The 14,346-nt window shown below is 47.9% G+C and carries 14 protein-coding genes and 1 riboswitch; of the genes, 13 read left to right on the top strand and 1 reads right to left on the bottom strand.

Features of this window, described 5'->3' with window-relative positions:
- Positions 1-156: 156 nt before the first annotated feature.
- From BLQ32_RS00610 to BLQ32_RS00550, 13 genes are all read left to right on the top strand, one after another.
- Positions 157-1,785, top strand: a complete 1,629-nt coding sequence (locus tag BLQ32_RS00610; RefSeq protein ID WP_074508695.1) for a M4 family metallopeptidase — start codon at positions 157-159, stop codon at positions 1,783-1,785.
- Positions 1,786-1,958: 173 nt separating this feature from the next.
- Entirely contained in the window at positions 1,959-2,942 is a 984-nt protein-coding gene (locus BLQ32_RS00605) for a LacI family DNA-binding transcriptional regulator (protein ID WP_074508694.1), read from the top strand.
- On the top strand, positions 2,939-3,820 hold the full coding sequence (gene rbsK / locus BLQ32_RS00600) for a ribokinase (RefSeq protein WP_074508693.1): 882 nt from the start codon (positions 2,939-2,941) through the stop codon (positions 3,818-3,820). Before BLQ32_RS00605 ends, rbsK begins: the two co-directional genes overlap by 4 nt.
- Positions 3,817-4,203, top strand: coding sequence for a D-ribose pyranase (gene rbsD / locus BLQ32_RS00595; protein ID WP_074508692.1), 387 nt, complete (start codon positions 3,817-3,819; stop codon positions 4,201-4,203). The genes rbsK and rbsD overlap by 4 nt, the downstream gene beginning before the upstream one ends.
- A 17-nt stretch (positions 4,204-4,220) precedes the next feature.
- Positions 4,221-5,723 (top strand): sugar ABC transporter ATP-binding protein, encoded by a 1,503-nt coding sequence (locus tag BLQ32_RS00590; protein WP_074508691.1) that lies wholly within the window; start codon positions 4,221-4,223, stop codon positions 5,721-5,723.
- Positions 5,704-6,648: an ABC transporter permease subunit gene (locus BLQ32_RS00585; protein WP_036801803.1), complete on the top strand. Its 945-nt coding sequence runs from the start codon at positions 5,704-5,706 to the stop codon at positions 6,646-6,648. The genes BLQ32_RS00590 and BLQ32_RS00585 overlap by 20 nt, the downstream gene beginning before the upstream one ends.
- A gap of 13 nt (positions 6,649-6,661) precedes the next feature.
- Positions 6,662-7,585: a ribose ABC transporter substrate-binding protein RbsB gene (gene rbsB / locus BLQ32_RS00580; protein ID WP_074508690.1), complete on the top strand. Its 924-nt coding sequence runs from the start codon at positions 6,662-6,664 to the stop codon at positions 7,583-7,585.
- 128 nt (positions 7,586-7,713) lie between these two features.
- Positions 7,714-7,983, top strand: a complete 270-nt coding sequence (locus BLQ32_RS00575; RefSeq protein ID WP_036801807.1) for a hypothetical protein — start codon at positions 7,714-7,716, stop codon at positions 7,981-7,983.
- Positions 7,984-8,217: 234 nt separating this feature from the next.
- Positions 8,218-8,325, top strand: a riboswitch (SAM riboswitch).
- 102 nt (positions 8,326-8,427) lie between these two features.
- Complete coding sequence (gene ssuE, locus BLQ32_RS00570) at positions 8,428-8,988, top strand: NADPH-dependent FMN reductase (protein ID WP_074508689.1); 561 nt, start codon at positions 8,428-8,430, stop codon at positions 8,986-8,988.
- A 276-nt stretch (positions 8,989-9,264) separates the two neighbouring features.
- Complete coding sequence (gene dacB, locus BLQ32_RS00565; protein ID WP_425312129.1) at positions 9,265-10,764, top strand: D-alanyl-D-alanine carboxypeptidase/D-alanyl-D-alanine endopeptidase; 1,500 nt, start codon at positions 9,265-9,267, stop codon at positions 10,762-10,764.
- Between the two features lie 151 nt (positions 10,765-10,915).
- Positions 10,916-11,638, top strand: a complete 723-nt coding sequence (locus tag BLQ32_RS00560) for a gamma-glutamyl-gamma-aminobutyrate hydrolase family protein (RefSeq protein WP_074508687.1) — start codon at positions 10,916-10,918, stop codon at positions 11,636-11,638.
- Positions 11,639-12,664: a dipeptidase gene (locus BLQ32_RS00555; protein WP_083335232.1), complete on the top strand. Its 1,026-nt coding sequence runs from the start codon at positions 11,639-11,641 to the stop codon at positions 12,662-12,664.
- Entirely contained in the window at positions 12,606-13,379 is a 774-nt protein-coding gene (locus tag BLQ32_RS00550; RefSeq protein WP_036801816.1) for a class I SAM-dependent methyltransferase, read from the top strand. The genes BLQ32_RS00555 and BLQ32_RS00550 overlap by 59 nt, the downstream gene beginning before the upstream one ends.
- 39 nt (positions 13,380-13,418) lie before the next feature.
- On the opposite strand, the gene BLQ32_RS00545 is transcribed toward BLQ32_RS00550, so the two are convergent.
- Complete coding sequence (locus BLQ32_RS00545) at positions 13,419-14,267, bottom strand: YihY/virulence factor BrkB family protein (protein ID WP_036801819.1); 849 nt, start codon at positions 14,265-14,267, stop codon at positions 13,419-13,421.
- Positions 14,268-14,346 lie beyond the last annotated feature (79 nt).

The following is a 14,346-nucleotide window of genomic DNA, read 5'->3' as shown; positions in this document are numbered from 1 at the left end:
TTTAAACTGCCAGCTTTTTGGATTGAGTGGATGGATATAATTCGGATCTCGAATTAATAGGCATTATAATTCAAATATTAAAACTTTTCAGTTTATTATTGTTAGAAGAGAAATTCTTTTCTATACTAATGTCAGATTGAAAAGGGAGGAATAAATTTGAAGAAAAATTATTTTGTTCCAGTCTTATTATCTTCGGCTCTTGTACTTAGTTCATTTTCCGCAGCCAATGTATTGGCTGCGCCACCAGACCAGTCCGCTAAGCCGTGGAATGAAACGAGCAGCGTACCGGTTTTTGTAAAAGAGAAATTTGGTGAAAAACAGGTTGGCAGTACAGCGGCCCATGCTCTGGATTATTTAAAAAAGAATGAAAAGCAGATTGGCGTAGCCAATCCGGATAAAAACTTGAAAGTGAAAAACATCCAGAAAGATTCACTTGGCATGAAGCATGTCCGCTTTAACCAGACCGTAAAAGGCATTCCGGTAGAAGGAGCCGAAGTGGTCGTCCATTATAACAAACAAGAGGAACTGGTGTCGGTAAATGGCAGCCATGTTCCGGAAGCAACAGAGGAGATCGACACATCAGCGGCTGTCAGTGAAGCGGCAGCGGTGGAAGCAGCCAAGCAGGCAGTAAACGCTCCGGCTCAACTGGAAGAAACCCCTTCAGCGGAATTGGTGATTTATCCTTTTGAAGGAACCAACCATTTGGCTTATAAAGTGAATGTTAACTTCCTCGGGGAAAAACCAGGGAACTGGTTTGCCTTTATTGATGCAAAAAGTGGGGAAACCATCGACCAGTACAATGCATTGATGCATGTGGATAACCATCATGAATCGGTTGGAACAGGTGTCCTTGGCGCGCAGCGGAAAATACATACTACGCGGACTCAACTGCCAAGCCAGGGAACGATTTTCAGTTTATCGGACACTTCCCATGCTGGACTTCAAGGGATTTTCACTTATGACGCAAAAGACGGCAAGATCTTTTCGAACAACAGTGCATCATGGAAAGACGAATATCAGCACGCCGCTGTAGACGCACATTACAATTCGGAAGTCGTCTATGATTATTATTTGGAGGAACATGGACGAAATTCACTCGATGATAAAGGAATGGCGATCGTCTCTTACGTTCATTACGGAGAAAAGTACAATAACGCCTTCTGGAACGGCCGCCAGATGACATACGGAGACGGAGACGGCTCTTATATGGTGCCCCTGTCTGCCGGGCTTGATGTAGCTGCCCATGAAATGACGCATGGCGTAATCACAAACTCTGCAAACCTTCAGTACCGCTTCCAGTCAGGTGCATTGAACGAATCGTTCGCCGACATCTTCGGGGCATTGATCGACAGTGAGGACTGGGAAGTCGGAGAAGATATTATGGGTCCAGGGGCAAAAGCGGACGGCCGTGTATCGCTCCGCAGTTTGAGCAATCCGGGCAAATACCCGGTTAAGGCGGACTACGTTCCTTACGGAGATGGAAAAGGCAATTACCCTGCGCATATGGACGAATACTATGATTTGCCAAGAAGCCTTGATAATGGCGGTGTGCATATCAACTCGTCTATAACCAACCATGCAGCGTATTTGATCGGCGAAAAAATCGGTAAAGAAAAGCTGGGGCAAATTTTTTACCGGGCGCTGACGGTATATTTGACGCCGACTTCCGATTTCAGCGATGCACGCCGGGCCATTGTCCAGTCCGCAGCTGATATCTACGGGGAAGCGAGCGCTGAAGCGAAAGCCACTGCTGAAGGGTTTGACAGTGTCGGCATTTACGAATAAATCAATCATCTTACAAGTACCTGCTTAAAATATGGTAAACAGTTTCCCAAAAGGATTTTCATCTATCGATGAAAATCCTTTTAATATGGAAAATCTTCACATTGACAAGGGGTGGAACAGCGTTGTATATTTTGTGTAACCGGTTACACATTCGAGCAGAACGGAGCATATGTATGACGACGATTAGAGACGTGGCGAAAAAAGCAGGGGTTTCCGTAGCGACAGTGTCCCGTTATTTGAACGACAGCGGATATGTCAGCGGAGATGCAGCGAAAGCAGTGGCTGCCGCTGTAAAAGAATTGAAGTATGAGCTGAATCCTGTTGCCCGGTCTCTTAACACGAAAAAAACCAATTTAATCGGTCTCATCGTGCCGGACATCACCAATCCCTTCTTTCCGGAATTGGCCCGGGCCGTGGAAGACGTTGCTTTGACCTATGGCTATACCGTCATTTTGTGCAATTCGGATGAAAACCCAGAAAAAGAAAAAAATTACCTTGAGACGTTAAAGAAAAAATACATTGATGGTTTTATTGTGACATCCAACCAGCTCGATGCTCCGCATTACGCCAATATGGCGCTGCCGATCGTGGCGCTTGACCGGGCGATCAATGAGCACATTCCGACAGTAGCATCGAATAACAGAGAAGGCGCTGCGATGGGCACCCGTGTTCTTTTAGAGCGGGGCTGCAAAAGAATCCTCTTTCTGCGGGGCCCGGAAGAATTGAATCCGGCAAATGACCGCTATGAAGGCTTCATGGATGCCATCCGCAATTCGGGTGTTGAATATGATGTAGTGGTTTGCCCGTTCCATTTTGCCGATTCGGAAAAAATAGTCGACCGGGTGCTGCGGGAGCAGAAAAACATCGACGGCATTTTTGCCAGCAGCGATGTGTCGGCGGCAGGTGCTTTAAAAGCCGCAGCCAAACTTGGAATCGCGGTGCCGGATGAGCTGCAGGTTGTCGGCTTTGATGGAATCGCGATGGGTGAAATGCTGACGCCAGGCTTGACGACGGTTGCTCAGGATGTCTATAAAATGGGGGCCATTGCCACCCGAGTTTTGATCAAACGGATTGAAAATCAAGTGGAAGAGCAGCACTTCTTTGAAGTGCCGGTCCAGTTGAAAATCCGTGGAACCACAAGGAGCGTGGAAAAATGATTACAGTAGTAGGAAGCATAAATATGGACCTCGTCGTACGGACAAGCCGTTTTCCAAAACAAGGCGAAACGGCGCTCGGCGATTTGTACACAACAGTTCCTGGAGGCAAAGGCGCCAATCAGGCTGTTGCAGCCGCTCGGCTCGGTAGTGAAGTCCATATGATCGGAGCAGTTGGGACAGATGCTTTCGGAGATGAACTTCTTGCGGGGTTAAAAGCAGAATCCATTCAGGCAAATAGCGTGAAGCGGGTGGAAGGCACAAGCGGCATCGCCAACATTTTGTTGTCTGAAGGCGACAATCGCATCATCGTCGTGCCAGGTGCAAACCAGCAATTGACAGCAGTGGAAATGGAAGCGTTTGAATCCCGGCTGGCGAACAGCCAAATGGTGATCATGCAGCTTGAAATTCCGGTTCCGGTCATTCAGCGTACTTTGGAAATCTGCCATCAGCACGGAGTCCCGACGATTTTAAATCCGGCTCCGGCTACAGCTTTTACAGATGAATTCATGCCTTATGCGACGTATTTAACACCAAATGAAACCGAAGCCGAGGAAATGTTCGGGAAGGACTGGGAAGCGGCGCTTGAACAGTACCCAAACCGGCTGATCGTCACAATCGGCCAAAAAGGCGCCCGTTATTTTGATGGCTCCCGCCACGTGACTGTAGAAGGATTTGCTACCGAGGCAGTTGATACAACGGGCGCAGGCGATACCTTTAATGGAGCACTCGGCGTGGCATTGGCTGAAGACATGCCATTTGAAGAAGCTGTCCGCTTTGCCAACGCTGCAGCTTCCTTGTCGGTAGAAAAGTTTGGCGCTCAAGGCGGCATGCCGAAGCGGCAAGAAGTATTGGCGCGTTTAGGAGGAAGAGGGCTATGAAAAAACTGGGAATGATCAACCGGGATATCGCAGCTTCGCTTGCTTCTTTCGGCCATACCGATTTGCTGGTCATTGGCGACTGCGGTCTGCCAATTCCAAAAGGCGTGCCATGCATCGATTTGTCTTACCGCATTGGCGAGCCTTCGTTCCTAACGGTTCTTGAGGCGGTGCTGGACGATTTTCAAGCGGAAGCGGCTTTCATTGCCCGGGAAATAACCGAAGGCAATCCGGAAGTGGAGAACAAGATTCTGGAGCAGCTTAAAGCAGACTATATATCACACGAAGAACTTAAAGAACAAAGCAAACAAGCAAAATTGATTATCCGTACAGGAGAAGCGACGCCTTATGCCAATATTGTCCTTCGTTCTGGCGTGATTTTTTAACTGGGAGGTGAGCCGCCATGATTAAAATGACCAATATATCAAAATCTTTCAGCGGAAACCAAGTGCTGAAAGATGTCCAGTTTTCTTTGGAAAAAGGGGAAATTCACGCATTGATGGGCGAGAATGGTGCCGGCAAGTCAACCATGATGAAAATTTTGACCGGTATTTATTCCCGCGACAGCGGAACGATTGAAGTAAAAGGCAAAGAAGTTGAGTTTACTTCGCCCAAACAAGCGGAAGAAGCGGGAATTGCGGTTATTCACCAGGAACTGAACATCCTGCCGCATTTATCGATCACCGATAATCTGTTTCTTGGAAAAGAAGAAACATTCGGGCGCAGCGGAATCCTTAAAACAAAAGCGATGCGCGAAAAGACGCGTCAGGCTTTGGCAGAACTCGGCTTGAATGTCGATCCGTCCCAGCCGGCAAGCACACTGTCAGTCGGCCAGCAGCAGATTGTGGAAATCGCAAAGGCCTTGTCAGCCAATGCGGAAGTGATTGTCATGGATGAACCGACAGCGGCTTTAACGGACCGGGAAATTGATACCTTGTTTGAAACCGTCCGAGGCTTGCAAAGCAAAGGCGTTTCGTTCATCTACATCTCTCACCGCATGGAAGAGATTTTCGCTTTATGTGACCGCATTACCATCTTGCGGGACGGACAATACGTCGGAGACCGGAACATCAAAGAAACATCTTTTGAGGAAATTGTCCAAATGATGGTGGGACGGGAACTGGGTGAGCGTTTCCCTGAGCGCAATGCACAAATCGGCGACGTCAAATTGGCGGTCAAAGGCTTGTCGCGGAAAGACTGTTTCGAAGACGTCTCATTTGAAATCCGCAAAGGCGAAGTGCTTTCGATTGCCGGGCTGATGGGTGCAGGGCGTACCGAAGTGGCCCAATCGTTGTTCGGCTATAAGAAAGCGGATTCAGGGACGGTCGTATTGGACGGACGGGAAGTAAAAATTGATAAACCGAAAACAGCAAAGGAATTGGGCATCGGCTATGTAACCGAAGACCGCAAATCCGAAGGGCTGATTGTCGATTTCACCGTAGAAGAAAATGTCAGCATGACCAACTTTTCATCGATTTCGAAAAATGGCCTGATTTCCAAAGATAAAGAGCGTTCGCTTTACGAAGGGATGGTCAAGCGTCTGGGTATCCGAACATCCGGACCAACCCAGACCGCAAAATCCCTGAGCGGCGGAAACCAGCAGAAAGTGGTTATCGCCAAATGGCTCGGCATTGAGCCGGAACTGCTGATTCTGGACGAACCGACCCGCGGAGTGGATGTGGGGGCGAAAAAAGAAATTTACTCGATCATCAACGAATTGGCAGAACGCGGTGTAGCGATTTTAATGATTTCTTCTGAATTGCCGGAAGTGATCGGAATGGCGGACCGGGTCATCGTCATGCATGAAGGAAAAGTGACGGCTGACTTGCCAAAACGGGAAATGACACAGGAACGAATAATGCATTTTGCTACAGGAGGTGGAAAACTTGCAGTTGAAAACAGCTAATCAGTCAATCATACAAAAAATTGCTCCGTTTATCGGGCTGATTCTTATCATTCTTATTATTTCCATTCTAGAGCCAAGATTTCTGGCTACGAGCAACTTACTGAACGTTTTGCGGCAAGTTTCAATGAATGCCTTGATCGCATTCGGGATGACGTTTGTTATTTTAACCGGAGGCATCGACTTGTCGGTCGGGTCGATTTTAGCCCTTACCGGAGCCGTTACAGCCGGCATGATGGCAAGCGGCATGGATCCGATTCTGGCGATGCTGATCGGTTTGTTGTTAGGTGCAGTGCTTGGGGCTATTAACGGAATCATCATTGCCAAAGGGAAAGTGGCGCCGTTTATCGCAACATTGGCGACGATGACCATTTACCGTGGATTAACGCTCGTTTACACGGAAGGCCGGCCGATTTCCGGGCTTGGGGACAATATGGCTTTCCAGATGCTCGGCAAAGGCTATTTCCTCGGAATTCCAATTCCAGTTGTCACGATGCTGATCAGTTTCGCGATTTTGTACTTCATCTTGAAAAAGACAACTTTTGGCCGCCGTGTATTTGCAGTAGGCGGCAATGAAGAAGCGTCTATTCTTTCCGGCATCAATGCCGACCGTGTAAAGATCTACGTTTATGCACTGGTCGGATTGCTGGCAGGGCTTGCTTCATTGATTTTAACTTCACGATTGAATTCAGCCCAGCCGACTGCCGGGGAAATGTTCGAGTTGGACGCGATTGCAGCTGTTGTTCTGGGGGGCACCAGCTTGACCGGTGGCCGAGGCTGGATTGTCGGCACTTTGATCGGCGCGCTGATCATTGGAGTTTTGAATAACGGGTTGAACTTAATTGGGGTTTCATCCTTTTTCCAGCAAGTGGTTAAAGGTGCAGTCATATTACTAGCGGTTCTCTTGGATCGCAAAAAAACAGCATAAGGGGTGTTGGAAAATGAAAAAAACGTTCTTACTATTGGTATTGATCGCAATGATGATTTTGGCAGCTTGTTCAATGGAAGCACCAGGTTCGGAATCTGAAGATGCAGGAAGCGGCTCTGAGTCCGGCGGCGATTACAAAATCGGTTTCTCTGTTTCTACCTTGAACAATCCGTTCTTCGTTACGTTAAGCGAAGGTGCAGAAGCGAAAGCGAAGGAACTTGGCGCAACAATTTCTGTAGTGGATGCACAGGACGATGCAGCAAAACAAGCAAGTGATGTAGAAGATTTGATCCAGCAAGGCGTAGATTTGATCATGATCAACCCGGTGGATTCTGAAGCAGTTACAGCAGCAGTTGAATCTGCCAACTCTGCAGACATTCCAGTAATTACGGTTGACCGCAGTGCAGCAGGCGGAGAAGTGGTTTCCCACATTGCATCCGACAACGTTGCCGGCGGTGAAATGGCTGGGGAATACTTGCTTGAACTGGTTGGCGACGGCGCACAAGTAGCTGAACTGGAAGGCGTGCCAGGAGCTTCAGCTGCACGTGAACGCGGAGAAGGCTTTAACAAAGTGGCTGCAGACAGCCTGGATGTAGTCGCGAAACAAACTGCCAATTTTGACCGGGCAGAAGGCTTGACGGTTATGGAGAACATCCTGCAAGGGAACCCTGACATTAAGGGAGTGTTCGCGCACAACGACGAAATGGCATTGGGCGCTCTTGAAGCAATCGAAGCCGCTGGAAAAGAGATTACAGTGGTTGGATTCGATGCAACAGACGATGCTGTGAAAGCAGTGGAAGAAGGCCGTTTGGCTGGAACAATTGCACAGAAACCTGAATTGATCGGCCAGACGGCAGTTGAAGCCGCTGTAAAATCATTGGACGGCGAAGAAGTGGAAGCATCGATTCCGGTTGAATTGGAATTGGTTAAACAATAGTATAAAAGCTCGCTGTAGGTGCATGGCATCTGCATTGCCAGCTTCAGTGAAAAAGAGTCGTGCAAATATTTTGCACGGCTCTTTTTCTGCTATACTATCTTCAATAGTTTAGTGCAGGAGGCGATGGAATGAGAGATGTCTGGAAGCTGAAGTACGGGACGCACACGATTCAGGTGGAGAAAACGGTGGCGGGAGAAAAGCTTTTTGTCGACGGGGTATTGCAGGATGAGCATCTCGGTTTCCATCTTAGTTCACGCTTGTTCGGTAAAGTGAAGAATGAGGAAGGCGAAACGGAAGACATTAAAGTGTCGATCGGCTGGCGTCTTTTTAAAGTGCAATGCCGAATCTTTGTAGGGGAACGGCTTGTCCATTCAACGGATATCCAGTGGGAAGGCTGAACAGTGAGAGAGGTGCAGAGCATGCACCTCTCTTTTGGCGCGCACTTTGATTTTATGCCCAAGTCGGTAAGGTTTATGCCCGACTTTTATGAGGTTACGCCCAACCTGCAAGGCGATATGCCCAACTTGGGATCGGTTACGCCCAACTGCGAAAGTTCTGATGAAAATTTAGAAAAATCAATCGTTTTATTGACAAAGATAAATCCGAGTATTATGATATACATTAACTTCATAACCTTATCCAGAGAAGCCGAGGGACTGGCCCGTTGACGCTTCAGCAACCTCTGACATTTGTCAGAAAGGTGCTAACTCCAGCAAGAATTCATTCTTGAGAGATAAGAACAGGGCGGACCAAAGCCTTCTTTTCTCTTTTACGAGGAAAGAAGGCTTTTTTGTCTCCTTGAAACGAGTGGTACATAGTTCAAAAAAGAAAGGGAGAGTGCAATGAGCGATATCGTAATTTTGTCAGGAAGCCCTTCTGAGGTTTCACGATCGGAGCTAGTATTAAAGCATTTAGGAGAGCTGCTGAAAGAAGTCGGCTTTTCGGTCAGCCATATATCCGTTAGAGATGTGCCGCAGGAAGATTTATTTTTAGGGAAATATGACAGCGACGCCATCGCGGAAATCAGTACGCTGATCCACGGCGCAAAAGGCGTAATTGTAGGCTCTCCGGTGTATAAGGCCGCTTATTCCGGTGTCTTAAAAGCGTTGATCGACCTGTTGCCGCAGGATGTCTTGCAGGATACACCGGTATTGCCGCTCATGACAGGCGGAAGTTCTGCCCACCTATTGGCGCTTGAATATACCTTAAAACCTTTGCTTGCGACATTAAAAGGGCAAAACTTAAAAGGCGTTTATCTGGTGGACAGCCAAATCGATAAAACAAATCCGGAAAAGCCGATTATCGACCAAGACGTGGAACAGCGAATCCAAAAACAAGTGGAATACTTTTCAGAGATTATTGAAAGGCGAAAGGCCGATTTAGTCGTCGGACAAAAAGTATAAGAAAGTCTTTGCTTCTAATGGAGTGTTGGAGAGTACTCTTGCTCCTTCATATCCCTGTCCCGGCGCTAGCTTTGTCGCAAAGGAGTTGCCCCACATTACTTTTGGTGCAACTTCTTTTTTATTGGAGCAGCTTAAATTTTTTTATTAATAAATGGATAATTTTATCATATGTTATAGAAATTGCTATGTTTATAGATTCATTTACATAAAAATCGGAATATTCTTTTTCTTCTTATGATACGCTTCTGTTATCACGCAATTAGGGGAGATGGAAAAGTGAAGAAGAAGCGGTCTTGGAAGTGGGGAGTTTTATTGTTTTTAGCGGCGGTATTGGCTATTTCGCCGATGCAATGGGGACAGGTGAACCAGTCGGCTGGAGCGGATGAAGAATATGCCAGCTTGGCCAATCAAGTAAATCAAATTTTGCAGGACAAGCGGCTGGACGGGGCACTGGCTGGCGTCAGCATCCGGAAAGCGGATTCGGGTGAAGTGATTTACGATCATTTCGGAGATGTCCGGCTGAAACCGGCTTCCAATACGAAGTTGTTCAGCAGCACAGCAGCCCTTGAGACATTGGGCGAGGATTATCAATTCAGCACAGAAGTGCTTACTGATGGAAAACTGTCGGGAAAAGTTCTGCAAGGGAATTTGTATTTGAAAGGCAAAGGGGATCCGACTTTGCTGCAAGAAGATTTCGAGCAGTTTGCTGCCGAATTGAAAAGCCAGGGCATCCAGAAAGTGAAAGGCGATTTGATCGGCGATGACACTTGGTACGACGATGAGCGCCTGTCTGAAGACCTGACATGGAAAGATGAAATCTATTATTACGGCGGACAAGTTTCGGCATTGACGGCTTCGCCGAACGAAGACTATGACGCAGGGTCAGTCATTGTGGAAGTCAATCCAGGAGATCAGGCAGGCAGCAAAACAAAAGTGACGCTTACGCCTTACACCGATTACGTCAACATCATCAACAAAACAACGACTGTAGCGGCTGGCCAGAAAAAAAACGTCTCCATTACACGCGAGCACGGAAGCAATGACATCATCATCGAAGGGGAAATGCCGCTTGAAGGATCGCGCACACGCGAATGGATTGCGGTATGGGAGCCGTCCGGTTATGCCCTGGACTTGTTTGAAAATGCCTTGTTGGCTGAAGGCATCCAGTTGATCGGCAAACATAAAATGGCGATGGGCAAAACACCTGAAGAGAGCACCTTGCTTGCAGAGCGCAAATCCATGTCGCTGCGTGAGCTTTTCATTCCATTCATGAAACTGAGCAATAACGGGCACGGAGAAATTTTGGCAAAAGAGATGGGCCGGGTTGTATCCGGTGAAGGCAGCTGGGATGCAGGAATTGAAGTCATGGAAGGAGCAGCGGCGGATCTTGGGGTCGACACGGACACGATTCAATTGCGCGATGCTTCCGGCATGTCCCATGTAAACTTGGTTCCGGCCAATGAAATCTCGCAGCTTCTTTATGCAGCGCAGAACAGAGACTGGTACGATACGTTCCTCACGTCGCTTCCTGTAGCAGGAGCTGCGGACCGCATGGTAGGCGGAACGCTCCGCAACCGGATGAAGACGGGAGCAGCAACCGGCAATGTCGCAGCTAAAACGGGCAGCTTGACTGCTGTGTCTTCATTGTCCGGCTACGCAACAACAAAAGACGGGGAAAAACTGATCTTTTCGATTGTCATCAACAACGATTTAACGACCGTGACGCCAATTGAAGATGCAATTGCCACAGCGATTGCGGAATACGAAGGCGAATAAACGAGAGGCCCCGAAAAGCAAGTTCTTTTCGGGGCCTTGTTGTGGAGAAATGGAAGTCTATACGAATTATTCCTTTCACTTATCTAGCAATTCTTTCGTCTTTTCTGTATCTTTAATATATTCGGACAAATACTTCTGGGAGGCAATACATATGAAACCAATCATCGGTGTGACGTCATCAAAAGAATTAGGGAAAGCAAAATACCATATTCAGCAAGCGGATACAGACGCGCTTCTGCAGGCGGGCGGACTGCCGATCATGCTGCCGCATTTGCTGCAGGACAGCGACATCGACCAGATCGCAGAGCGGATTGACGGGCTGTTTGCAGCGGGCGGCTACGACGTCGACCCGACGCTTTTTGGGGAAGAGCCGCATCCGAATCTCGGAACAATCATTCCATCCCGGGACGCGTTTGAGCTGGCATTGATCCAGAAAGTCCTGGAACTCGGCAAACCGATTTTAGGGGTCTGCCGCGGAGCGCAGATTTTAAATGTAGCTATAGGCGGAGACATGTATCAGGATATTGCTGCGCAAAAAGAAGGGAATTTGCTGCAGCATCAGCAGCAGTCGCCGGTAGAGCATGGCAGCCACTTTGTCCATGTAGCGGAAGGATCACTGCTTCACCGTTTGACGGGCACTGAAAAATTGAGAGTCAACAGCCGCCATCATCAAGCAAACCGAAATGTGCCGGAGCCTTTCTTGATTAGCGGAACAGCGAGCGATGGGGTAGTGGAAGCGATCGAAAGCAAGGAACATCATTTTGTCCTCGGCCTTCAATGGCATCCTGAAAACATGGCCATCGCCGCGGATGAAGCTTCCAAAAACATCTTCAAAGGATTCATCGAGGCGTGTACAGAAGAAGGAGATGAATAAATGCATATCATCGATACCCACTGCGATGCCCTATTAAAATTGCAATTAGCCAAAAGAGGCAGGTTCTTTCAACAGGAACCGCTCCATTTCACCGATTCGGAAGTGCTGGATACGAATTTCAAGCGTCTTCAGGCGGGCGGGGTGAAAGTGCAGTTTTTCGCCATCTTCCTGTATCCGGATGTGCCGTCAGAGGAAAAATGGCAGCATGCACTCGAACAAGTGGATTTGTTCTATACAGAAGTGCTCGGGAAAAACCCGGCCATGAAACACATCAAAAAATGGGAAGACATCGACCGCTTGAAAGACGATGAAATCGGCGCCGTCCTTACACTGGAAGGGGCAGATGCCTTCGGCAATGATTTGATGAAGCTGCGCCAATTATACCGTCTCGGTGTCTTGTCCATCGGTTTGACGTGGAATAACGCCAATCTGTGTGCGGACGGCGCCGGGGAGCCGCGCGGAGGCGGCTTGACGCTGCTCGGCAAAGAAGTGGTGCAGCTCAACAATGAGCATAGGGTTTTCACGGACGTTTCGCATTTGTCGGTAAAAGGCTTCTGGGAAGTCATGGAACTGGCAGATTACCCGATGGCGAGCCATTCCAATGCGCGGGCGCTTCGCGATCATCCACGCAACCTTGACGACGAACAAGCGAAAGCGATGTTTGCGAAGAACGGCCTGATTGATGTGGTGTTTTGCCTTGATTTCATCAAAGAAGATACATCGCGGGTAGAGATTTCGGATTTGATCAAGCACATCGACCATTTCTGCGGACTGGGCGGAGTTAAACAGATCGGCATCGGTTCGGATTTTGACGGCATCGTTTCCCATATTCATGATTTGGAAAATGCCTCGAAATTCCAGAATCTGATCAATGAACTGCAAAAGCATTATTCGGAAGACGAAGTGGCAGGCTTTGCATACCGGAATTTCCTGGAGCACCGCCCAGGGCTAAGACAAGGAGCGATGGATGATGGAGGACAATTTGAAAGAAAAAGTGAAGTCGGTATTTGGCAAAAACGCGGATAAATACGTAACCAGCGCCATCCATGCAAAAGGCGATGACCTTCCGCTCCTTGCCGAATGGCTCCAGCTTGAAGAGAAATCGATTGCACTGGACATCGCAACCGGCGGCGGGCACGTGTCAAGAGCACTTGCCCCGCATGCCGGCACCGTCGTTTCAACGGATTTGACAGAAGCCATGCTGGAGAATACAGCGAAGCATCTGAAAGAAGACTTTGGCAATATTTTATACGTCATAGCAGATGCCGAAACGCTGCCTTTTTTGCCGGAAAGCTTTGATGCCGCCGTCTGCCGGATTGCCCCGCATCATTTTCCGCATCCGGAAAAGTTTATCCGGGAAACAGCGCGTGTCCTGAAACCCGGCGGCAAGTTTATTTTAATAGATAATATCGCACCTGAAGAAAACGAACTGGCATTATTTATGAATACCACAGAAAAGCTGCGGGACGCGAGCCACGCGCGCTGCTTATCGAAAAACGAATGGCGCCAATTGCTTCAGGACAATAACTTAAAGGAAATCCAATCGCTCGACCGCAAAAAGACTTTCCAGTACCCGACATGGGTAAGAAGGACGGCTGAAAGCGAGGAGCAGATCCGGCAGGTCGAAAAGCATTTGCTGGGAGCGGATGCAGCTGTGCAGGAATATTTTCAAATTGATGTCGAAAACGGGGAAGTCCGGACGTTTGTGATCGATGAGTGGATGGTTATGGCCCAAAAATAAAACCAGCACGCTGACATTTGCCAGTGCGCTGGTTTTTTCTTATTCTTCGTATACTTGAGCCGGTGCATTTTTCGTATGTTTGCGTTTGTGCAAGACGGCGTTGATTTCTGCACCGATCACTAAAATTAAGCCGGTTAGGAAAAACCACAGCATCAGGACGATCAAACCGCCAAGGCTGCCATAAGTAGCAGAATAGCTGCCGAAGTTTGATACGTAAAACGAGAAGCCGAGTGACACGACTTGCCATAGCACTGTAGCAATCACCGCTCCGATAATTACTTCTTTGAACGGAAAATGTTTATTTGGCGCAAATTTATAAAGGAACGCCAATACTAAGCTCATCACAGCAATCGAAATGACCCAACGCAGCACTTGGAAAATGATTTCCGTCTGCTGAGGCAAGTTCAAGAATGAACTGATCATATCAATAATGGCGCCGCCGAATATCGGAAGAACCAAAGCAATGATTACCGCTACCAACATAAACAGAGTTAAAAGAATCGCCATGCCTTTCAGTTTGATGAATGAACGCGTCTCTTCTACATCATATGCCTGGTTGGTGGCTTCGATAAAAGCCGTCATGGCATTAGAGGCAGACCAGAGAGTCCCCAAAATACCGAATGTCAATAAACCGCCTGATGGCGTTGTGACCACGCTGACAATCGTATCCTGGAACGTGGTAGCCACTTCTCCTGGAAGAACCGTGGCAATAAAGTCCATAACCCGATTTGGATCAAGCTGTAGATAAGGTAAAATTGCTAGTAATAAAATTAATAATGGCACAATAGCTAATAAATAATAATAAGCTTGTGCAGCAGCCAATGTCGTGGCTCTGTCTTTTTTGATTTCGCCGGCCACATCTTTGGCGACAGCCATTGCTTTGCTCATACATCCAACCTCCTTAGTTAATGTTGCTTATCTTTTATATGCCCCGTAATGGCAAGCTTTAATCCTAAAAACAGAAAGA

It is taken from the genome of Planococcus glaciei (assembly GCF_900099655.1).
GTDB classification, from domain to species: domain Bacteria; phylum Bacillota; class Bacilli; order Bacillales_A; family Planococcaceae; genus Planococcus; species Planococcus glaciei.
This window is presented reverse-complemented; position numbering and strand designations above follow the sequence as displayed.

Coding starts and splice junctions, on each gene's coding strand:
- BLQ32_RS00605 (WP_074508694.1), top strand. CDS start 1,959: ATGACGACGATTAGAGACGTGGCGAAAAAAGCAGGGGTTTCCGTAGCG.
- rbsK (WP_074508693.1), top strand. CDS start 2,939: ATGATTACAGTAGTAGGAAGCATAAATATGGACCTCGTCGTACGGACA.
- rbsD (WP_074508692.1), top strand. CDS start 3,817: ATGAAAAAACTGGGAATGATCAACCGGGATATCGCAGCTTCGCTTGCT.
- BLQ32_RS00590 (WP_074508691.1), top strand. CDS start 4,221: ATGATTAAAATGACCAATATATCAAAATCTTTCAGCGGAAACCAAGTG.
- rbsB (WP_074508690.1), top strand. CDS start 6,662: ATGAAAAAAACGTTCTTACTATTGGTATTGATCGCAATGATGATTTTG.
- BLQ32_RS00575 (WP_036801807.1), top strand. CDS start 7,714: ATGAGAGATGTCTGGAAGCTGAAGTACGGGACGCACACGATTCAGGTG.
- ssuE (WP_074508689.1), top strand. CDS start 8,428: ATGAGCGATATCGTAATTTTGTCAGGAAGCCCTTCTGAGGTTTCACGA.
- BLQ32_RS00560 (WP_074508687.1), top strand. CDS start 10,916: ATGAAACCAATCATCGGTGTGACGTCATCAAAAGAATTAGGGAAAGCA.
- BLQ32_RS00555 (WP_083335232.1), top strand. CDS start 11,639: ATGCATATCATCGATACCCACTGCGATGCCCTATTAAAATTGCAATTA.
- BLQ32_RS00550 (WP_036801816.1), top strand. CDS start 12,606: ATGATGGAGGACAATTTGAAAGAAAAAGTGAAGTCGGTATTTGGCAAA.
- BLQ32_RS00545 (WP_036801819.1), bottom strand. CDS start 14,267: ATGAGCAAAGCAATGGCTGTCGCCAAAGATGTGGCCGGCGAAATCAAA.